Origin of the sequence: Thalassotalea agarivorans (assembly GCF_030295955.1) — a bacterium.
Taxonomy (GTDB): Bacteria; Pseudomonadota; Gammaproteobacteria; order Enterobacterales; family Alteromonadaceae; genus Thalassotalea_D; species Thalassotalea_D agarivorans.
Genome location: NZ_AP027363.1, coordinates 2,797,553 through 2,818,984 on the forward strand (window position 1 = coordinate 2,797,553; position 21,432 = coordinate 2,818,984).

Sequence of the window (21,432 nt, forward strand, 5' to 3'; positions counted from 1 at the left end):
GATATGGGCCGATTGTGAGTAAAAATAAAGTCTTACAACCTAATTTTAAAGTGTCTTTTCTTTTGCCAAAGTATTGGTTAACTTGGCTCGGTGTAGTTGTTCTTTATTCCATTTCTTGGCTCCCCTATAAACTCCAACTAGCAATGGGACGCGGTCTTGGTTTGATATTTTACCGCATTGGCTCAAAACGCCAGCATGTCGCGCGCACCAATTTAAAGCTATGCTTTCCAGAAAAATCTGAACAAGAAATCGAATTTTTACTCAAAGAAAACTTCAAAAACACCGGTATCGCTTTATTTGAAACGGGCATGGGTTGGTGGTGGCCAGATTGGCGGGTTCGCAAACATGCCACAATTGAAGGTGTCGAGCATTTAGAAAAAGCTCATGCTGAAGGTAAAGGCGTTTTAATGATTGCAATGCATTATCTTAGCGTTGAAATTAATTGCCGCTCTATTGGCTTTGGACACCCTATGGTGGTGTTTTATCGCCCGCACAACAACCAATTAATGGAGTATTTCCAGTTCAGAGGCCGTGGTCGCTCGAATAAATACATGCTAGGAAAACGCGATGTTAAAGGACTTATAAAGGCGCTACGCGATGGCGAAGTCTGTGTTTATTTGCCTGATCAGGACTACGGTAGAAATAAAAGCATGTTTGTACCGTTTTTTGCGGTACCAGATGCGGCAACTACCATGGGAACACTTATCTTTGCTAGGCAGCCTGATATAGAAACAGTAATGGTAACGCCAACAAGAAACGACGACGATTCTGGTTATACGCTGACTATATCGCCCCCGTTTAAGGACTTCCCGACAGGTGACGATGAGCAAGATTTAATTAGAATAAACCAAGAGTTAGAAAAGGCGATAAGCTACAAGCCTGAACAATACATGTGGCTTCATAGACGTTTCAAAACACGTCCTGATGCTGACGCGCCCTCTGTCTATAAATAGGCGAACTAACTGCTTAATGTTTTGGTGTTACAAGTGCTGGTAAATACTGATGGCATATTGAGAGTACTTGTGTCGCTAAACGTTCAAATGAAGCCTTTTCTAGCATCCGCTGACCACCTCTTAGCGTCGCATGATGACCAGCATCCCTTAATTGACAGTAGCTTTCTATCAATAACAGTGCTTCTGATTGTGCAATAACTCCTGTGCTTGCAAGCGCTTCAAACATTCTTACATTATCACTGTATTCGTAAATGACGGGATTCTTTTTGCTATATGCCAATACCAGGTATTGCGCTAAAAATTCTATATCTACAAGTCCACCAAGCCCTTGTTTAATATCTATGTGGTCCTCGGATGATTTGTCCAAATGGTCTCGCATTTTTGCGCGCATAGTGGCTACGTCCGCCGAAAGAGAGTCCAAGTCCCGTTCAAGTGAGAGTATATTGCCCCTAATGTCATCGAATCGTTTCAAAATACTTTGATGCCCAAAAATACACCGAGCACGCACTAAGGCTTGATGTTCCCATGTCCAAGCCTCATGCATCTGGTAATGTTCATAGGTGTCTACATGAACAACGAGTAGACCTGAATTACCAGAAGGTCTTAACCTTAAATCAAGTTCATATAAAATACCTGTTGCCATACGTGTGTTGAAAATATGCATCACACGTTGTGCCAATTTCAAATAAAATTGGCCGGCAGACACGGTATTCGTGCCGTTAGTGAATTCATTCACATCTCGATCATGAACAAAGACTAAATCTAAATCGCTACTATAACCAAGCTCAATGCCACCCACTTTGCCATAACCAATAACACCAAACCCTTTCTCATCAGTACCTTCCAAAGACGCAGGAATGCCAAACCGTTCACTTACCTGTTGCCAAGCTATTTGTATCACCTCGTCTAATATTGCACTAGCAAGCGCGGTTAGGTGATCACTCACTTGCATAATAGGTAATACGCCAGAAATATCTGCAGCCGCAATACGCAATGACTGTGCTTTTTTGAAATGACGTAACTGTTCCATTTGCGCTTCTAAATCTTCCTCTGGAATTCGCAGCATAACTTCTCGAATATCCAAGGCATATTGCGCTAACTGTGGGGGGTTATGCAGCAGTTTTGGATCAAGTAGTTCATCAAGTAAAATTGGGTACTGTGCGATTTGCTCTGCAACCCAATCGCTAGCTGAACATAGCTTGATGAGCTGCTTTAGCGCCCCTTCATTCTCAAAAAGAAGCTCCAGATAAGCCGTACGAGTTAGTACTTTCCGAACAATGTTAAACAACAAATTGAGCGTAGCAACACTGGCCTTTACTTCGATCAAATGCCAAAACAAAATAGGAACAAGCTTATCAAGCACCTGCCTGCCGCGCTGACCTATGGCGCGCTTGCTCACTTCCAACTGGAAGTCTTTGACGGTTGCCCAATATTTATCGCTATCAGTTTTGGTGACGAACTCTTCGATATACTCAATCGCGGTTTCATCATCCCAATTGTTATTCCAAAGGAGCTGCCACTTCTCCTCTTTCGCCTCAATATTGGGTGTTTCTTCACCTATAAGTAGATGAAATTCTTGATGCACCGCCGTGGTATGCCGTGAGAGCAAACTCAAAAAATCAGACCAAGTGTCGATAGACAATACGTTAAGTAGACGAGCTTGATTGAGCGCGTCATCAGGCAAAGTTTGCGTTTGTTTATCCGCAAATGCTTGAATCGCATTTTCAACCCGCCTCAAAAACAAATAGGCGTCAGTCAATACACCAGCAGTTTGTGCTGAAACCACCTCTTTTTGTTTCAACATGTCTAGTGCGTTGAGCAAATGCCGTTGCTGCAGCTGTGGCACACGACCGCCTCTAATCAATTGAAATACTTGTACAATAAACTCAATTTCTCTGATACCGCCAAGGCCTAGTTTAATATTGTTTTTAAGCTGCTTTCGTCTCACTTCCTGTGCAATCATTAGTTTCATTTTGCGCAAGCTATCGATAACACTAAAGTCGATATATCGCCGATATACAAAGGGTTTAAATAATGATGTTAGTGCCTGATTATGTTCTGGTGTGACAACACGTGCTTTGAGCATGGCATACCTTTCCCAGTCCCTACCCTGCTCTTGATAGTAGTCTTCCATTGCGCTGTAAGTAAGTACTAACGGACCGCTTTCACCAAAAGGTCTCAACCTCATATCCACACGATATACAAAGCCATCGATTGTCTGCTGGTGAAGCGCCGCAATGAGTTTTTGTGCTAGACGCGTAAAAAAGGTTTGAGTGTCTAGCGTCTTGCCACTACCTTGTGTTTCGCCCACTTCGGGATAACAAAATATCAAATCGATATCAGAAGAAAAGTTGAGTTCTCGACCACCTAATTTGCCCATACCAAGCACAGAGAGCTGCTGAACATTTCCATGTTTATCTATAGGTGTTCCCCATTTTTCACAACAAAATGTCATCAGCCAATCTCTAGCAGCAACGATAAGCGCGTCAGCTAAACTAGACAAATTTGCCAGAGAGACATGAATAGGTGCATCAAACACTAGGTCACCAATAGCGATTTCGGTTAGCTTTTGATGGCGAAAAATACGCAGTTGTTGATGTAAACTGCTTTCAGAATCACAATTTGAAAGCAGGTCTTTTAGCTCAGATAAATAGCTTTCAATCGTTGATTGAAAGGATTGTTTTTGAATGATGGAAAATACGGCGTCAGGTTGCGATAACGCTGTTTGCAGTATGTAGTCACTGAGTGTGATTGCGCGCTTAAAGTCAGCCAAATCTTGCGCTGACAGTTGCTCGGTAACCCCTTCATCATACTTATCAATAAATTGTTGCCATGCGTTACTTTGTTGTGCATCAAGTTGTACCTGCGCAGACATCGAGCTTCTCCATCAATACTCAGTAAAATAATAGGCTATTGATATAGTTCAAATTTCGCCAAAAAATATGCTAATTTAAGAATACCACTTTTTAAAGGGCTAGCCGTAAAAAGTTAGCGCAAGCTATTGTCCATGAATCCGTTTATAACTATTACTAACTTTACTAGTCATCAAGTACTGTTGCTTTTCGCCGACTTCGTATTGGCCCTTATGCTGCTTTTTGCTACTCGTATTTTTCTCAAATCTCGCGTCAAATCAAAGCCTGAGGATATGCTAGCGTCTCAAGACAACTTCGCTTACGGCATTAGCTTTGCTGGAAGTTTAGTGGCGATGGCAATCATCTTAAGTGGTGCCATTTCAAGTGGCATGCGATCAGATTTTATTGAAGATTTCTCTCGTATGCTCAGCTATGGCATTTATGGTCTGATTTTAATTCGCGTGGGAACCTATTTATTCGACCGCATTGCCCTAAATCAGCTCGACAAATGGCAAGAGCTTTATAATAAAAACATCAGCGTGAGTATTGTCGACGCGGCAAGCGCCATTGCTATTGCCATTGTTATTCGCGAATTATTGATTTGGGTCCATGGATTAAGTGTTTACACTGTCATTGCCGTAACGGTCGGCTTCGTTATTGCGTTTTGTGTCCTGATTATCGTGACCAGAATGAAAGAAAAAGAGTACGCAAAAAACAATCAAGCAGATTCAATGCAAAAGGCCTTTAAACTTGGGCAGGAAGCACTTGCGCTTCGATTTTCTGGACAATTGATTAGTACTTCGTTAGCTGTCTCTGCAGCAGGTCAATTTTTTATTTTTGACCCGGCTACCCTAGTCTCTGCGCTGCTTGGCTGGAGCGCTATTGCTTTGATCATGATACTACTGGTATCAACAATATCACGTATTGCAAAGCACTTTATTCTTTGGAAGGTCAACCTAGTGACTGAGGTAGATCATCAACACAATATCGGTGTCGCTAGTATCGAAATGGCCACCAGTATCTCAATCGCGTTAATTCTGACCTCTTTAATCGGCTAGCCAATATGGTTGTTGCTCGAGCGCATTTAGCCTCGAGCTCTCCAAGGCCACGAGTAGTTTACTTAGCTTAGTACTTTGCCATTTTAAAAGCTTTTGTTCAGGGGTATCTAGGGTCAACAATTGTTGATGTAACAGCCACAGCACTTCAAGTTCGCTTATACCTTGTTTGATATCCAACCACGGGTTGCGAAACTCTAATCGCGCGGCTTTATCAAATAGGTTTCCAAACCAGCAGCCGGTCAACAGACTTCTCACCACAAGCTTATGCCGCTCGAGATACTGCTCAACAGGCAAAGGTGTTTGGCTTGCCATCGCAGGGATAAGGTTTTGAAAGTGAACATCTAAACACGCTCTTGCCACGTCAAATGTTTTTTCATTTTTTGGATTTACCGTAACACCATTGTTTTCAATAGCTAAAACAAGCTTTAACAATTCAAGCAGTAGCTGATTAAATGATTGGCTATGCAAAATTTGAATAACGCTGTCCGCTTCTGGCAGTGCTTGTTGCTCTAGATCCAATTGTTCGATTAATTGCTCACTGTATTCTATTTTACGGCGAAAATTTCCGGTTTTGTTGGTCAACTCATTTAAATACGTCGCTTTGTCTACCCAAGAAAATTGCTGCATAAATGCGCTAAGCTGTTCTCGAAGCACTAAAACTTGCGCAGGCAACGCTTGCTCAAACATCCAGAATCCATGACGCATGATGGCAAGCATTTCAGTCATTTTAACTAAATAAATCAACCTAGGCCGCTGTGTATAGGCGTTAATCAAACCATGTAATTGCGCCAAGCTCTCGCTGATTGCTTTGCTAAATACCGAATCTAAGGTATCACTAGGTTTTACTGCGATTAAACTAAGCGGTGTTAAATCGGGCTCAATTGGCCGACGATGAAAGAGTGCATAACCACGAGCGGCTTTACTGACGTTGCCAACACGAAGCGGTAAAAATTCAAACAACTTTTCGGCTAACAAAAATAAACTTTCACGAGCACCTGAAAGCAGTTCAAGCTCTATCTCGTTAATTTTCTCATTGCCATTGTTACTAGAAATAGAGCCGCTGTCATAAGCGAGTTCTATTGAACCTCCAGCAATGTTTTCTACCGTAAATACCTGACGCACAAAATGCGTGTCAAAGAGTGGCGTAAGTTGCTCTTGAATGAGCTGGCATTGACTAGCGTCTTGCCAAAGCTGTTCTGGGAAAAGCGCGAGCTCAGGCACAGAGCCTGATATTTCAACATTGTATTCTGGTCTTGAGTGCAAACCAGAAACAACTTGCCCTCTGGTTTTAATCGTCTGCTCTTGGAAAGTACTATATGTTCGGATTCTCAGACCATAGTCAAGCTGACGCAGTTTAAGATCTGGCGTATCAAAATAGGTATTTTTAAGTGTTTTTTCTTCTTCTTTAAATGTGAAATTATGATGGGTCAGACATTGTCTGATGTTATCTGCAACATTTTCACCTTGAACCAAAAACTTCAGCTCTATTTCAGTGTCCATATAGTGGTAATTTGACGAGTTTTTTCTTATGCGTTTAACTAAACATACAAAAGCTTTGTCATCCCCGCAAATAATTCACGTTAATTGCTTAAAAAAAAAGCAAACAAACCTTATTTTACACGCTTTTTCGCTACAAACTTGCTATAAATAAAGCAACGTTCTAATATCGTGGCTTATCTACGAAAAACACTCTAGTTTAAAGCTCACACGCTTTTCTTGGTTTAAATATGAAAAATGTAAAGCAAATCATTATTGCTTGGACGCTGGTGCTGAGCGCACTTTTTAGTTTTGGTGCTAACGCGCAACAAGGCTATGTCATTGATGACTTATTTATCTACATGCACTCTGGTGCAGGTAATCAATATCGTATCGTGGGTACGGTAAACGCCGGTGCTGATGTAAAACTAACTGGTCAAGTGGCTAATGGTTATACTCAGATCATCACAGATAAAAATGTAACCGCTTGGGTCGAATCAAAGTTTGTTACCCGTACAGCAGGTATTCGTGTTGCCTATGCTCACTTAAACAATCAACTTAAAGAGAGCAATTCAGGTATCAATGCGTTATCAAGCAAATTAGAAAGCGCTCGCGATCAAGTCATTACACTGAAGAGTGAAAATACTGACTTGACGAATCAAATCGCTCAACTAACCACAGAGTTAGCACAAGTAAAAAGCGATATGAAAAGCCAAGACAGTAGTTTGATCAATCATTGGATGATGCGTGGCGCAATGATTCTTGGTGTTGGATTGATATTAGGCCTTGTGCTTCCTCGTTTAGGAGGAAGCAAAAAACGTCACTCACAGTCTTGGAAATAGAACTTAGTCTTTAATTAGCTTTAGGTATTGTTTTGCAATATCTAAAGCGCCTACCTTATCTAGTATTTCTGGCTTCGGTATAACACCTTCTTTGTGTTCTAGTATGCCGTCAAGCTGATTCGCTAATGCCCCTGAATCGCCAACAGGCCACAAGCAACGAGAGAGCTTGCCCGTTAATATTTCACTTGGACCATGCGGACAGTTTGTACTCACTACCGCTACACTAAGTGCCAACGCCTCAACCAAGACGTTGCCAAAGCCTTCATAATCCGACGTTAATACAAGACACTCAGCGTGTTTTATCCAAGCATAAGGGTTTTGAACAAAACCTGGAGTAATCACCTGATCATCCACCTGATATTTTCGAGCAATTGTTCGCACTTTTTTAATGTTACTGCACAGCACCACTACTGATATCTTTTGCTTCATTTTAGCCAAGGCGCTAAAAAGAACATCATGTCTTTTTTGCTTGGCCACACGGCCAACATGAATAATATAGGGATGCTTGGGAATACCCATTTGTTTTTCTTGTGCAAACCGCTTTATTTCTTGGAAATTAAAGGGGTTATAAATGCGCGTTATGGATTTTGGGACAAGCCAATCCAATGATTCGATTTCACTTTTAATACCGTCTGATACTGCCACTAGATTTTCACCAGACAACCTTTGTTTAGATGATTTCAGGTAGCGATAGGAAAAGAAACCAAGCTTAGTTTGACGTTCAAGCTCACCTTTAATCGAGTTATGTACTACATAAAATACGTTATTTATTTTTGATTGGGTGAGTAAATTATTCGCTTTGTCTAAGTGTGAAAGCACTAAATCAGCAGGAATTGGTAACCCATCAAACCAACGTTCCAATAACTTAATACTGTAACGCTTTCGCCAAAAAGCATCTATCTTGCGTCGATTATCTATATATAAAAACTCGACATCAATGTCGACAGGAAGGTCATAATCGTGCTTTTTTACTAGAGACAAAAACGTCACTTTATGTCCCAAAGCCTGCAGAGACTGCGCCAACACAATCGCCATTTTTTCTGCGCCGCCACCAGATAAGCTGTCGATGACACAAACGATGTGTTTTTGCATAGCAATCCTTTATTAGTTTGACATAAGTGCTTCTAGTATAGTGCTTAAACCATTTTTTAACGGCGGCTGAGAACTTACCCCTTGTTGTTTGAATAATGTCATCACTTTTGTCGCTTGAATCACTATTTTCTTGGGTTCAACTGCAAGGGTAAGCCCTTCACTTTGAAATTGCTGTAAGCGGCGATATTGGTCTTTAGCTATTGCCTGGCATAACGACGGCACTTGCATTGCCGCAGACTGAACTAAGGTATCTCCCGCGCTTATGACAACAAGTTCCGCTAACTTGAGCAAACCGACAAAGGTATCGTTTTGCAATGCCCTAACATACGTGATGGCCGCTGAGTTTTCAGGGGCTTCATAAGGGTAGTTTGGACCAATAACCACGATACAATGAAGCTTGAGTGCTTGCGATAACTGCAGCGCATAGTCATTAAAAAGCTCCGTCGCATAAAGTCCGTTAATATGGTGGCCACCTGATCCAGCGCTTAACAACACAAAAGGTTTATCGTTCAAGTTATGGTCGATTAACCATTGCTGCGTTTTTGCGATATCAGGCTCATTGTAAACCGCGTCAATGTGCGTAGGTCTCGCCGCAGGAAAAATCCGAAGCTTTAAACGTGCAACAAGCGATAATGGCGGTAAGCAGAAGCTTGGTTGAACAACAAAATGATGGTCTATGTAAGGCAAGCGGTTTAATTTGAGACCACGCGCTCTTTTTTTCTTGTGTTGAGAAATAAAGACAACTTTTGCACCTAAGCGTTTTGCTAATTTGAATTGTTTCGCCCGACCAGACGCATCAAAGATGACTACATCTGGCTGAAATTCTTTCAATGCCTGTTCAACCGCTTTTGAATCCTTTGTTGCTGACCCTTTTGAACCAAAAACTGTATATGGACAGTGTGCGGTATAAGGCGCTCTCTCATTCAAAATAAATGCGATTTCAGCATTTGCTCTTTTTTCTTGTAGTGCATCAGCCACCAGCAAACTGCGCATATATTCACCCATACCTTCGGGTGAAGATACAGGAATAAAAAGCACCTTTAACGGTTGATTTTCCAACTAAAGCACCAAGTATTTAAAAAAAGACTAAGTTCCTATTCTAGCCTTTGATACACTACGAAGTCATTAAAAAGAACAACAAGGATTTAGCGATGCTTTTTTCCAAAGCCAGCATAGTATTAAGCGCTGCATTGTTATACTCCGCGTTTTCGAACGCGGCAAAATGGATTGATACCGACAACCTTACGCTTAGACATCATATACAACTGCTTGCTGATACAGGGATATTATCAGCGCCTACTTCGACTTATCCACTAAAATGGGCCTCGATCGCTGGAGATCTAAATAAAGCCCAATCGTCGAATTTATCAGCGTCACAACAATATGCATTGAATTATGTATTGGCGGCATATCAAGCCCAGCAAAAGACAATGCAGTTAAACGTGCGATTGCAAGCAAGCAAAAACGAACGTTTTTTCACAGGTTTTGGTGATGAAGTGCGTGACAAAGCCAAATTGACGGCAAGTGCACAGTACAATGGTGAGCGATTTTTTGGCAAGTTATCACTAAATGCCCTGCCCGCTATCGATGATGCAACAAATTATAGCGATCAAAACACGATTAATGTTGATTATAGTTACGTTGCCATGACGCTTGGAAATTGGTTGCTGTCTGCCGGCAGTGTTTCTCAATGGTATGGCCCAGGTTTAGATACCAGTTTAGTGTTATCCAACAATGCGCGTCCTATGCCTGGCATAACCGTAAGCCGCAATGATTCTTCGGCATTTGAGACCCCATGGCTAAGTTGGATAGGCCCATGGACCTACACCGCAACCATGTCTAAACTTGAGCAGCAACGCTTTGTACCGGACGCATTACTCTTTCAAAACCGAGGGACGCTTCGACCATTTACAGGACTAGAACTTGGTATTTCGTGGGTCGCTCAATGGGGTGGCGAAGGCCAACCAAGCGGCGTTTCGGACTTCTTTGATATTATATTAGGTAAGGAAGATTGTGCGGTCAATATTGACCCCTGTCCGCCAGGTCAAGATACACAGTTCGGTAACCAGTTGGCGGGGTATGACGTTCGATGGTCTGATACTCTGTTTGAGCTACCATATGCGCTCTATTATCAAACTATTGGCGAAGACAAATCACCTAATTTTGGCGTGACAGATAAGGGCCATCTTTTCGGTATTGAAATTAGACCATTTGTAAACAATACACCTTGGCTATTTAACCTTGAATATACAGATACCTTTGCCGTTGATTGCGGTGGACGTGGTGGCGTTTTAGGCAATTGTTATTACGAGCATAATATATACGAGAGCGGCTACAGGTACCATCGCAGAAGCATTGGCGGCCAATATGATAATGATGCGACCAGCGTTGTGCTTACTGTGCTTGCTCCACTTTCGTGGGCTAACCATTGGCAAAGCAAACTCCGCTACATCGAACTAAACAAAGATAATAGCGATAAATACAAATCACAGCCTTGGCTGGGTAATACGCTATCAAAAGTTGCCCAAGAGTTATGGCAGTTTGACAATCAAGTGAGTTTTAATATGCTCGATAGCCAAGTGATGCTTGGTGTTTCTATTACGCAACGTGATGATGGTGTTCAAAGCGATACAGACGCCAATGTTTACGGAAGTTGGCAATACAATTTTTAGCGAGTCGATATAATGCTATATGCCTAGCTAATAATTATTAATTATATCTGCATAAAAATTTGTTGTTGCAACCTACCCGTAACTGCGGTAAAAATAAGTCAGTTAGATAGAGAGATATCGATGAATACTACGAAGCAAACCTTATTACTAAACCTCCTCCTCGCGACATTATCGCGCGGTTAGGTCGTTGTTTGCTTTTTTAATTAGAACACATTCCAGAAACCCGCGCTAAATACGCGGGTTTTTTTATACCTGTAAATTGGTGCAGCATTGAATCTAAAGGAATAAGTCATGGACAATCAGGTAATTATATTTGATACAACATTAAGAGATGGTGAGCAGGCCTTAAATGCGAGTTTATCCGTCAATGAAAAATTACAAATAGCGCAAGCGATTGAACGTCTTGGCGTGGACATCATGGAAGTAGGCTTTCCGGTGTCTTCACCTGGAGATTTTGAATCGGTCCAAAAAATCGCGCAAACGGTTAAAAATAGCCGTGTCTGTGCATTAGCTCGAGCCGTAGAAGCTGATATTAAAGCCTGTGCAGATGCATTAAAACCAGCTGACCAATTTCGTATTCATACCTTTATTTCAACCTCTGATGTTCATGTACAACACAAGTTAAAGAAGGAGTTTACTGATGTTGAAGCAATGGCTGTACATGCGGTTAAGTACGCTAGGCAGTTTACTGATGATGTAGAATTTTCTTGTGAAGATGCTGGTAGAACGCCAATAGACAACTTATGCCGCATGGTTGAAAAAGCTATCGATGCCGGTGCAACCACAGTCAATATTCCTGATACCGTTGGCTATACACTGCCGTTTGAATTCCAAGGCATTATTGAACAGTTATTTAATCGTGTACCAAACATTGATAAAGCCGTTATTTCTGTTCATTGTCACAATGATTTAGGGTTGGCGGTAGCAAACTCGATGGCTGCGGTGCAAGCCGGTGCAAGACAAATTGAATGCACAGTGAATGGTATCGGTGAGCGCGCAGGTAACTGCTCTTTAGAGGAAGTTGCCATGATTATGAAAACGCGCGAGTCTTTATTAAATGTGCACACCAATATTAATCACCATGAAATCGCCCGCACGTCAAAGATGGTGAGCACGCTATGTAATATGCCTGTTCAGCCGAACAAAGCAATTGTCGGTGGCAACGCCTTTAGCCACTCTTCTGGTATTCACCAAGACGGTATGTTGAAAGCCAGCAATACCTACGAAATTATGACGCCGGAAAGTGTTGGTATAAGCAAAACCAAGCTTAACCTAACGTCTCGCTCAGGCCGCCACGTGATTAAACACAGAATGGAGACTTTAGGTTACAAAGACACCGACTATGTGTTGGACGATTTGTACGCAGACTTTTTAGCGCTTGCAGATAAAAAAGGGCAAGTCTTTGATGATGATCTAGAGGCGATTTTATTTAATAAGCAGCAACAAGAAGCCGATGATTACTACCAACTTAAGGCGCAAAATGTGCAGTGTGGTAGTGGCGAGTTTGCTACTGCAAGTATCAAATTCTGTAAAGGGCAAGACGATGTTATCGAGTCTGCAACGGGTAATGGCCCAGTTGATGCACTTTATCGAGCAATCAAACAAGCCGTTGATATCGAATTCGAGATAGCCGACTACAAAATTTCTAACAAAGGAAGTGGTGAAGATGGTTTAGGCCAAGCTGACCTTGTCGTCGCTTGGAATGGCAGAAATTTCCACGGTTATGGTCTAGCTACAGATGTAATTGAAGCATCTGGGCAAGCACTTATACATGCGTTAAATAGCATACGTCGTGCAATCACTATTTCACAGCTAAAGCAAGCTGCACAAGATAAAAAACAAGCTTAATAGAAGGATTAATAAATCAAATGTCAAAAATTGCAATACTAGCGGGTGACGGTATCGGCCCTGAAGTAATGGCCCAAGCCGAACGTGTATTGGAGACCGTCGCAGAAAAATACAAATTTCCACTATCCATGCATCGCTATGATGTAGGTGGTTGCGCTATCGATAATCACGGTGAAGCACTTCCGCGCTCAACCATCGAAGGTTGTGAACACGCGGATGCTATCTTGTTTGGTTCGGTAGGTGGTCCAAAATGGGAATCATTGCCGCCAACCGAGCAACCTGAACGAGCCTCTTTGTTAGGCCTTAGAGGTCACTTTGGTCTGTTTTGTAATATGCGCCCTGCTAGCTTGCAAGATGCGATGTCGCATCTATCACCATTGAGAAGCGATATCTCAGACCAAGGCTTCGACATTCTTGTCATGCGTGAATTAACTGGTGGTATTTACTTTGGCGAACCAAAAGGAAGACATAATCCTGGCACACCAGAAGAAGCTGGCTACGACACCATGATTTATAGTCGCGCTGAAATTACACGCATTACCCGTTTAGCGTTTGAAGCAGCGCAAAAACGCAATAAAAAAGTTACCTCTATCGATAAAGCAAACGTCCTTCAAACTTCTGTACTTTGGCGTGAAGTCGTTAATGAAATTGCTGGTGAATATCCAGATGTAGCGCTTGAACATATGTATGTCGACAATGCGGCAATGCAACTGGTGCGCAATCCAGCACAATTTGATGTGATGTTATGTTCAAACTTGTTTGGTGATATTTTGTCTGATATCTGCGCCATGATCACAGGCTCTATGGGGTTATTGCCTTCAGCGAGCTTAAATGAACAAGGCTTTGGTATGTATGAACCGGCAGGTGGCAGCGCACCAGATATAGCTGGTAAAGGCATTGCCAACCCGGTTGCCCAAATTTTGTCAGCGGCGCTAATGCTGCGTCATAGCCTCAATCAAACAGAAGCCGCAAATGCAATTGAGCGTGCAGTTGCCAAAGCATTTGACGCAAACTACTTTACCCGAGATTTGCTATCAGCAGATCAAGCGGAGCAAGCAAAAACAACCGCCGAAATGGGCGATGTTATCTGTCAATTTATCAAGGAAGCCTAATGATGACTTCTCAAGCAATCACATTATATGACAAGTTATGGCAACGACATATTGTCGATGAAACGCCCGGAGAAACGCCACTTATTTACGTAGATCGCCACTTAATTCACGAAGTGACATCGCCACAAGCTTTCGCTAACTTGCGTTTTCACGATCGTCCATTGAGACATCCACAGCGCACGACAGCAACAATGGATCACAACATTTCGACGCGTTCAATTGAAATCCATGCTGCAGGTGAAGGTGCTGCCAACCAGCTAAGAACACTAGAGAAAAACTGCAAAGCGTTCGATATTGAGCTGTTTGGTATGGGCCACAAAAACCAAGGCATAGTGCATGTTATGGGGCCAGAATTAGGTTTAACCTTACCAGGCACTGTGATTGTTTGTGGTGACTCTCATACTGCAACGCATGGTGCGTTTGGTGCATTAGCGTTTGGCATAGGCACATCAGAAGTAGAACATGTTTTTGCAACACAAACACTTCGCCAAAATAAAGCAAAATCGATGAAAATCGAAATCACAGGTGATGTTGGCGTTGGCATTAGTGCGAAAGATATTATTCTAGCCATCATCGGTAAAACCGGCAGCGCCGGTGCCACTGGCTACGTAGTGGAATACTGCGGTGACGCCATCAAAAAATTATCGATGGAAGAACGTATGACCATTTGTAACATGAGTATCGAATTTGGCGCGAAAGCAGGCCTTATCGCGCCAGATGAGACAACCTTTGAATATTTAAAAGGTCGTGAATACGCGCCAAAAGATGATCTGTGGCAAATGGCTGTAGAAGATTGGCGTAGCCTTAAAACAGACGATGGTGCCGCATTTGACGCCGTTGTTACGCTAAAAGGTGAAGACATCAAAGCACAAGTGACATGGGGCACAAACCCAGGGCAAGTGGTTTCTGTCGATGGCGCAGTGCCCGCACCGGAAGATTTTAGCGATCCAGTTGAAAAAGAGTCTTGTGTCAATGCTTTGAAATATATGGATTTAGCGCCAGGCACAAAAATAACAGATATATCAGTTAACAAAGTCTTTATCGGTTCATGTACGAATTCTCGTATCGAAGATTTGCGCGCAGCGGCGGCAATTGCTCGCGGCAAAAAAGTTGCAAGCTCTGTTGAGGCGATCGTTGTGCCAGGTTCTTATCGCGTGAAAGAACAAGCCGAGCAAGAAGGGTTAGCAGATATATTTACTGAGGCAGGCTTTCAATGGCGCTTACCTGGCTGTTCAATGTGCTTAGGTATGAACGATGACATTTTAGCGGAAGGCGATCGTTGTGCATCTACAAGTAATCGTAACTTTGAAGGACGACAAGGGCGCGGCAGTCGTACCCACTTAGTGAGTCCTGAAATGGCAGCTGCTGCAGCGATTGCAGGGCATTTTGTAGACGTTAACGGTTAAGGAGAGAACAATGGAAAAGTTTACTACACATCACGGTTTAGTCGTGCCATTAGATGCTGCTAACGTCGACACAGACCAAATTATTCCAAAGCAGTTTTTGCAAAAAACTGAGCGCGTTGGTTTTGGCCAGCACTTGTTTCATGATTGGCGGTATTTAGATCACGAAGGCAAACAAGAAAATCCAGATTTTATTATTAACCAACCTAAATATAAATCAGCCTCTATCTTATTGGCTCGTGAGAACTTCGGATGCGGCTCTAGTAGAGAACACGCGCCATGGGCATTGCAAGAGTACGGTTTTAAAGTCATTATCGCGCCGAGTTTTGCCGATATATTCTATGGCAACTGCATTAACATTGGTGTTTTACCTATAAAACTGGCCGATGAGCAAATTAATCAATTGTTTGCCGCTGCCAATAACGCCGAACTATCACTAGAAGTTAATTTAGAAGCGCAGTATGTGAAAGCTGGCGATGTAAGTTTTAGCTTCGAATTAGACAAATTCCATAAATATTGTCTCGTAGAAGGTATAGATAGCGTCGGTTGGACCCTTACAAAATTAGATAAAATTAAGGCGTATGAAACAACCAGACCTGCTTGGTTAAAATAAAAAAAGGAGCTTAGGCTCCTTTTTTATTGCTTCAATACAACACCGCTGCATTAATGCTTTTGAATTTCTACCTTACAAAAGGGTTACCAGCTGGTTAGTGCTGGTAGCGAAAATACATAGCCATCCATTGATAGGACAACATGTTGCGGATGGATTTCCTCAAGAACAACGTTTGGCGCAATTAAACTGCCTTCGTATTTGTCGCGACCATTAACTCGAACCCAACCCTCGCCTTGCGTTGCGTACATATGCATTTCAAAGGCTAATGATGGCACAGCCTCTTGCACATGAGTAGGCATTTGAGAAAGCGGCGTTACATCGCTTTCGTTAGACAGCTCTGACACTGCAACCTCATCACTCTCTTCATTGCCATTGTCGGTTTCTTCCATGGCATTTTGAAACAACGTCATCATCTCGTCAGACACGCCATCGACGGCTTCAACTGTGAATGTTTGAGATGCGTTGTCAGGTGCAGTCGACGCGTAGTCTCCCAAATCAGTATAGCCAGAGGTTTCACCCAAGATTAAAGGCTGTTGCTCTGCTTGTTGCTGAGCGGCTTGCTGTTGCGCGCTAATCGATGCATCTAATGCTTTTTGTTGCTGTTCAACGTTGTCACTTAATTGGTTGATCGCTGTGATTAAATCCGCTTGTTGCTGCTGTTCTTTGGTTTGTTGTGTTATCGCAGTATATTGCTCCTGCGCTGACTGCTGATAAAAATGAAACGTGATAAAACCGGCTGCTGCACAAACAAAAGAAAACGCGCCACCGTATATCAATGGTTTAAAATCCATACTGGGCGATTTCGGCTTATCTTGCGTATCAAAAACGAGCACTTCGCGGGCAACTTGGTCGACCGTTTTTTTACTTACACTATCCACTTTTTCTAGATAACTGTGTAATAACGCTTTGTCGGCGAGTAAATTAATCAACCGAGGAATACCGCCACTTTTCTGATATATACGGCTAATTGCAGATTTACTAAACAGGTGTGGTTCAGAACCGGCAACCTCTAGGCGGTGGGCGATATACTGAAACACTTCCTTTTTGGTCAATGGCATCAAGTGATAACGTGCTGTAATGCGCTGCGCAAGCTGTCTCAAATCTCTTCGGTGAAGGAGCGTTTTCAGCTCAGGTTGGCCGATTAACACAATTTGCATCAGCTTTTGTGTATTCGTTTCTAAGTTAGTGAGTAGTCGCAACTGCTCTAATACTTCAGCCTGCAAATGCTGCGCTTCATCAATAATCAACAGGGTGTTTTTATTTTCCTGATGATTTTGCGTTAATTTTTTAAGAATCTTATCTGTCAGGGTTTTTAATGACGGATCGGTTTTTCTGTAACGAATCTTCAACTGGTCACATATTGTCGCTAACAATTCATGGCTCGATAGCGTTGGATTAAGTATGTAAGCAACTTCAGTATTCTCTGGTACACGCTCTAATACATAGCGACTAATGGTTGTTTTCCCTGTCCCTACTTCGCCAGTGAGCAATACAAAGCCACCACTTTCGCCTAAACCATGAGACAAGTGTTGTAGTGCTTCTTTATGCCTGTCGCTAAGAAACAAAAATGCAGGGTTGGGCGCTATTGAAAATGGCGCCTGAGAAAATCCAAAATAATTGAGATACATGCCTAATTCATTAAAAAAGCCTTTACGGCGATGCTGTAAAAACTAACCTGTTCAATTGCTGATGTCAAAGCTATGATACACTGTGAAAACAATTGCCGTAAAAACTTTAACAGCTTGAAACAAACTCAACTACAAATCTCTGATTTAGATACCTATTTGGTGGGCGGTGCTGTGCGTGACTCACTATTGGGTCATCCAGTAAAAGATAAAGATTACTTGGTCGTTGGCGCAGACGTTGAGCGCATGCTGTCGTTGGGCTTTACCCAAGTTGGTAAGGATTTTCCTGTCTTCCTTCATCCGGAATCAAAAGACGAATATGCGTTGGCTCGCACTGAAAAAAAGGCCGGACAGGGCTATGCAGGCTTTACTTGCTATGCTGAGCCGGACGTTACACTCGAGCAAGATCTATTGAGGCGAGACCTTACAATTAATGCGATGGCAATAGCAAAAGACGGTAGTTTGCTAGATCCATACGATGGGCAAGCCGATCTAGATAATCGACTTTTAAGGCACGTATCACCTGCTTTTGTTGAAGACCCGTTACGTGTGCTTCGTGTCGCACGTTTTGCTGCTAGATACCACCAATATGGTTTTGTCGTTGCAGAAGAAACACTGTCATTAATGACACAACTATCTCAATCAGGCGAGCTAAACACTTTGTCAGGCGAGAGAGTATGGCAAGAAATGGTGCGAGCTTTAGCTGAACCCAATCCCGAAATATTTATCGAAGTGCTGCGCGCCTGCGGCGCCTTGGCAGCACTTTTACCAGAATTGGATAAGCTTTGGGGAATACCTAATCCGGCGCAGTGGCACCCAGAAATAGACTCCGGCGTTCATACCCTGATGGTGCTTAAGCAAGCGGTGATATATACCAAGGACACTAAAATTAGATTTGCCACGCTAATGCATGACGTTGGTAAAGGGCTTACGCCAGAAAATGAGTGGCCTTCGCATCGAGGACATGAAAAGGCCGGTATAGCACTGATAGACAACGTTTGTGAGCGTTTAAGAATACCCAACGACTATAGAAAACTTGCTAGATTAGTCAGTGAGTTTCATTTACATGCGCATCGGGCATTTGAGCTGAAACCTGTAACCATTTTAAAAGTTTTTAATGCCTTAGATATTTGGCGTAATCCAGATATGTTAGATGCCTTTGTAATCAGTTGCCAAGCGGACTTTACAGGCCGCACCGGTAGTGAGCAAAGTCCATACCCGCAAGCCGATTACTTAATGCAATGTGCTAAAGCATGCAGTTCGATTAGCGCTCGCCATTTTGTCGAACGAGGCTTGCAAGGAGCCCAAATAAAGCAGGCAATTATTGAAAACAGGATTGCTGCAATTGACGAAATAAAAAAGGCCGTTTGACAATTAATACAGACACCACTATTGTCGTAAGTCATACCTGTTTAAAGGACTAAATAGAGGTTGGTTATATGCCATTTTTAAGGAAAGAAGTAGATTCTTTTAATTATTTTTATCTAAAGTGTGTGTTAATTGCACTGAGATCCCTTTTCCGCTGGCACAGAATGCTTTTGCAAAGAAGCCAGATCTAAGCACCAGCTAGCAAAAAATCCAACATAAATATCTTGTATTAAAGCATTGTAAGGGGCGCAAACATGAAAACATTGGTAGTTATCTTGTTAGCGATAGCAGTACATTTACTAGTCACTCATTTTTTTATTTCGTCTTACAACCCGTTTGTGGATGAGTTTAATCTACCTAAGCTAATTCTAGATGTTTTAGTCTTTGTTCTAATTTGCTTGATTATTAATGGAGTTTGGAGTTTTATAACTAAATATTTCAAAAAGCAGCAAAGCTAGCAATTCAAATAGGTTTAGCTATCATCGAACCCCAACTAGTTAATCTTAAGACTAGCCTTAGATTCTGTTCATCGAGTAAGAAAGCGTGCCAATCATCAAGGAGCAAATCAGTATCCTAACTCCCCAAAGGGCAGCGATACATAGCATTGATGCATAAGCACCTAAAAAATAAAAAAGGCCGTTTAACGGCCTTTTTTGATACTTAAGCTACCCACTCTATCGCGGCTACTCGGTCGCCAACTTTATTCAGTACTTCGACTTCGCCGTCTACTACCGCAATAATTGACTTACCTATTTTAAAAGATTCTGGGATCTGAACTCGGCCATCTGATTCTTGTGGATATTGACCGATATGTTGATTAATTTCGAGAGAACCATCTTTGTAAAATAAAATGGTTACGGTGCGCTTTGCATTGTCCATGACTACTCCGACATACTTCTTATAATTGTTAGGAATAACTTCCTGTCATTCTACGGCTAAGGGTTTCATTTTAGGGCGATAAATGACGATTGCAAGACAATTTTCTATCCCTTTCAGCACCTTACAGACCGCAATTTAGCTGGAGCCTAGATAAAACCTGCAGTTTATACGAAAAATTTAGTATTTGAGCATAAAAAAAACCTCGGCATTTGCCGAGGTGACCAACTATCGCTAAGGTCTATTAAGTTTCATCACATGATGAAATGCCACTTAAAAAACAAGGGGGATTTGGTGACGTTGAGGGTAAACAACCCTCAACAATTATTTCCAAGAAGTCATTTTATGACCTTTGACGGCATAAAATAGAATGAAGATATAACACGGTAGCATTACTAAGTAGGCACCCTGTTGTCCAATACTAGTACCTGACGCCAAGCCCCAAAACAACGGACCAAATGCTCCACCTGCTATGCCCATAATCAATAAGGCAGAACCTGTACTAGTTAGTTTCCCTAATCCAGATAACGCAAGTGGCCAAACAGCAGGCCAAACAATAGCGTTAGCTAAGCCCAGAAAAGCAATAAACATTAAGGTATCTGGTAATTGGGCACCACCAAATGGCACCAGTAATGCGTTAGAGATAACAAACGAATCATTGCTACCAAAGGCTACTAAGAAAGTTAAAATCACACCTAGTACGGCTGAAACCATTAAAGCAGTTGGCTGCGAGATATAACGTGGGATTAAGATAATACCTAGAGTATAACCTAACACCATGCATACCATGGTATATGAGGTCATCACAGCGTAATTTTCTACACCTAACGACAAGGCGTAAGTACCTATTGTATCGCCGGCAATAACTTCAACGGCAACATAGACAAACAGTGCAACTACACCTAAAGCTAAGTTTGGTTTAGCCAATACATCTTTAATTCGGCCGCTTTCTTGACCTTCTTCATCGTCTTCACTATCTAATTCTGGCAACGGTGATTTTTTGACCAGCAAAGCTAAAAATCCAATAAACAATGCCATACCTAGATATGGGAATACCAAGCTATTGGCCATATCGTCAATTTGGGTTTGAGAAAGTTCTTGACCAACAGTATCTGAGAAACCGCTCGAAATTAATGCAGCAAAAACAATCGGTGCAACAACACCCGCCGTTTTGTTAAGGATACCCATGATACTTATACGTGCAGCAGCTGATTCTTCTGGACCTATGCGCACAACGTAGGGGTTAACAGAGGTTTGCAACAGTGTTTGACCCGCACCCATCACTAATTGTGCCAACAAAAACAGAGGAAAGATCTGCGTCTTCGCTGCCGGTATAAACATCAAACCAGCCAACATCATGCCAGCCATACCTAGCGCCATACCATTTTTGTATCCGACTTTGCGAATTACCCATGAAGATGGAATCGCAGTGAAGGTAACAGCAATATAAAAAGAGAATAAAATAAGTGACGCTTGAAAAGGCGTAAGTTGTAAAATTTGCTTGAGATACGGCATTAAACTGCCGTTAATCCAAGTCGCAAATCCTAAGATAAAAAATAAGCCTGCTACGATCGCCATTGGGATCCAGCTAGATTTACTTTGCTGCTGTACAGTTGATTCCATACTTTCCTCACATAGTATT

16 protein-coding genes are annotated in these 21,432 nt (G+C 42.2%); 9 read left to right on the forward strand and 7 right to left on the reverse strand.

From position 1 onward, the window contains the following. The first annotated feature begins 14 nt into the window (after positions 1–14). A complete protein-coding gene (gene lpxL / locus QUD85_RS12765) occupies positions 15–953 on the forward strand; it encodes an LpxL/LpxP family Kdo(2)-lipid IV(A) lauroyl/palmitoleoyl acyltransferase (RefSeq protein WP_093332105.1) in 939 nt (312 codons plus the stop codon). Between the two features lie 13 nt (positions 954–966). Here lpxL and glnE read toward each other — a convergent pair whose 3' ends face one another. Beyond that, positions 967–3,828, reverse strand: coding sequence for a bifunctional [glutamate--ammonia ligase]-adenylyl-L-tyrosine phosphorylase/[glutamate--ammonia-ligase] adenylyltransferase (gene glnE, locus QUD85_RS12770; RefSeq protein ID WP_093332108.1), 2,862 nt, complete (start codon positions 3,826–3,828; stop codon positions 967–969). Positions 3,829–3,960: 132 nt separating this feature from the next. Here glnE and QUD85_RS12775 point away from each other — a divergent pair, with 132 nt between their 5' ends. Further along, positions 3,961–4,863, forward strand: a complete 903-nt coding sequence (locus QUD85_RS12775) for a DUF350 domain-containing protein (RefSeq protein WP_093332110.1) — start codon at positions 3,961–3,963, stop codon at positions 4,861–4,863. Here the strand turns inward: QUD85_RS12775 and QUD85_RS12780 are convergent. After that, positions 4,852–6,363: a CYTH domain-containing protein gene (locus QUD85_RS12780; RefSeq protein WP_093332113.1), complete on the reverse strand. Its 1,512-nt coding sequence runs from the start codon at positions 6,361–6,363 to the stop codon at positions 4,852–4,854. The two genes, QUD85_RS12775 and QUD85_RS12780, sit on opposite strands and share 12 nt — an antisense overlap. Positions 6,364–6,590: 227 nt before the next feature. On the opposite strand from QUD85_RS12780, the gene QUD85_RS12785 reads away from it, so the two are divergent. Then, entirely contained in the window at positions 6,591–7,181 is a 591-nt protein-coding gene (locus tag QUD85_RS12785) for a TIGR04211 family SH3 domain-containing protein (RefSeq protein WP_093332115.1), read from the forward strand. A 3-nt stretch (positions 7,182–7,184) separates the two neighbouring features. On the opposite strand, the gene QUD85_RS12790 is transcribed toward QUD85_RS12785, so the two are convergent. Both QUD85_RS12790 and QUD85_RS12795 read right to left on the reverse strand, forming a co-directional pair. Next, complete coding sequence (locus QUD85_RS12790) at positions 7,185–8,273, reverse strand: glycosyltransferase (protein ID WP_093332118.1); 1,089 nt, start codon at positions 8,271–8,273, stop codon at positions 7,185–7,187. A gap of 12 nt (positions 8,274–8,285) precedes the next feature. After that, the gene (locus QUD85_RS12795; RefSeq protein ID WP_093332120.1) at positions 8,286–9,332 is read right to left on the reverse strand and encodes a glycosyltransferase family 9 protein; all 1,047 of its coding nucleotides are present in this window, start codon (positions 9,330–9,332) and stop codon (positions 8,286–8,288) included. Between the two features lie 92 nt (positions 9,333–9,424). On the opposite strand from QUD85_RS12795, the gene QUD85_RS12800 reads away from it, so the two are divergent. From QUD85_RS12800 to leuD, 5 genes are all read left to right on the forward strand, one after another. Continuing rightward, the gene (locus tag QUD85_RS12800) at positions 9,425–10,945 is read left to right on the forward strand and encodes a capsule assembly Wzi family protein (RefSeq protein ID WP_093332123.1); all 1,521 of its coding nucleotides are present in this window, start codon (positions 9,425–9,427) and stop codon (positions 10,943–10,945) included. Between the two features lie 291 nt (positions 10,946–11,236). After that, on the forward strand, positions 11,237–12,793 hold the full coding sequence (leuA, locus tag QUD85_RS12805) for a 2-isopropylmalate synthase (protein ID WP_093332126.1): 1,557 nt from the start codon (positions 11,237–11,239) through the stop codon (positions 12,791–12,793). Between the two features lie 20 nt (positions 12,794–12,813). Then, the gene (leuB, locus tag QUD85_RS12810; protein WP_093332128.1) at positions 12,814–13,905 is read left to right on the forward strand and encodes a 3-isopropylmalate dehydrogenase; all 1,092 of its coding nucleotides are present in this window, start codon (positions 12,814–12,816) and stop codon (positions 13,903–13,905) included. Continuing rightward, complete coding sequence (gene leuC / locus QUD85_RS12815) at positions 13,905–15,311, forward strand: 3-isopropylmalate dehydratase large subunit (RefSeq protein ID WP_245732151.1); 1,407 nt, start codon at positions 13,905–13,907, stop codon at positions 15,309–15,311. The genes leuB and leuC overlap by 1 nt, the downstream gene beginning before the upstream one ends. Before the next feature lie 10 nt (positions 15,312–15,321). Next, positions 15,322–15,921, forward strand: a complete 600-nt coding sequence (leuD, locus tag QUD85_RS12820) for a 3-isopropylmalate dehydratase small subunit (protein ID WP_093332131.1) — start codon at positions 15,322–15,324, stop codon at positions 15,919–15,921. Between the two features lie 83 nt (positions 15,922–16,004). Here leuD and QUD85_RS12825 read toward each other — a convergent pair whose 3' ends face one another. Beyond that, entirely contained in the window at positions 16,005–17,549 is a 1,545-nt protein-coding gene (locus tag QUD85_RS12825; RefSeq protein WP_093332133.1) for an AAA family ATPase, read from the reverse strand. Positions 17,550–17,663: 114 nt separating this feature from the next. Between QUD85_RS12825 and QUD85_RS12830 the strand changes: the two genes are divergently transcribed. Beyond that, positions 17,664–18,917: a multifunctional CCA addition/repair protein gene (locus tag QUD85_RS12830; protein ID WP_245732152.1), complete on the forward strand. Its 1,254-nt coding sequence runs from the start codon at positions 17,664–17,666 to the stop codon at positions 18,915–18,917. Positions 18,918–19,574: 657 nt separating this feature from the next. Here the strand turns inward: QUD85_RS12830 and QUD85_RS12835 are convergent. Beyond that, positions 19,575–19,793, reverse strand: coding sequence for a TIGR02922 family protein (locus QUD85_RS12835; protein ID WP_093332141.1), 219 nt, complete (start codon positions 19,791–19,793; stop codon positions 19,575–19,577). A 321-nt stretch (positions 19,794–20,114) separates the two neighbouring features. Further along, entirely contained in the window at positions 20,115–21,413 is a 1,299-nt protein-coding gene (nagP, locus tag QUD85_RS12840) for an N-acetylglucosamine MFS transporter NagP (protein WP_093332143.1), read from the reverse strand. Between the last annotated feature and the right edge of the window lie 19 nt (positions 21,414–21,432).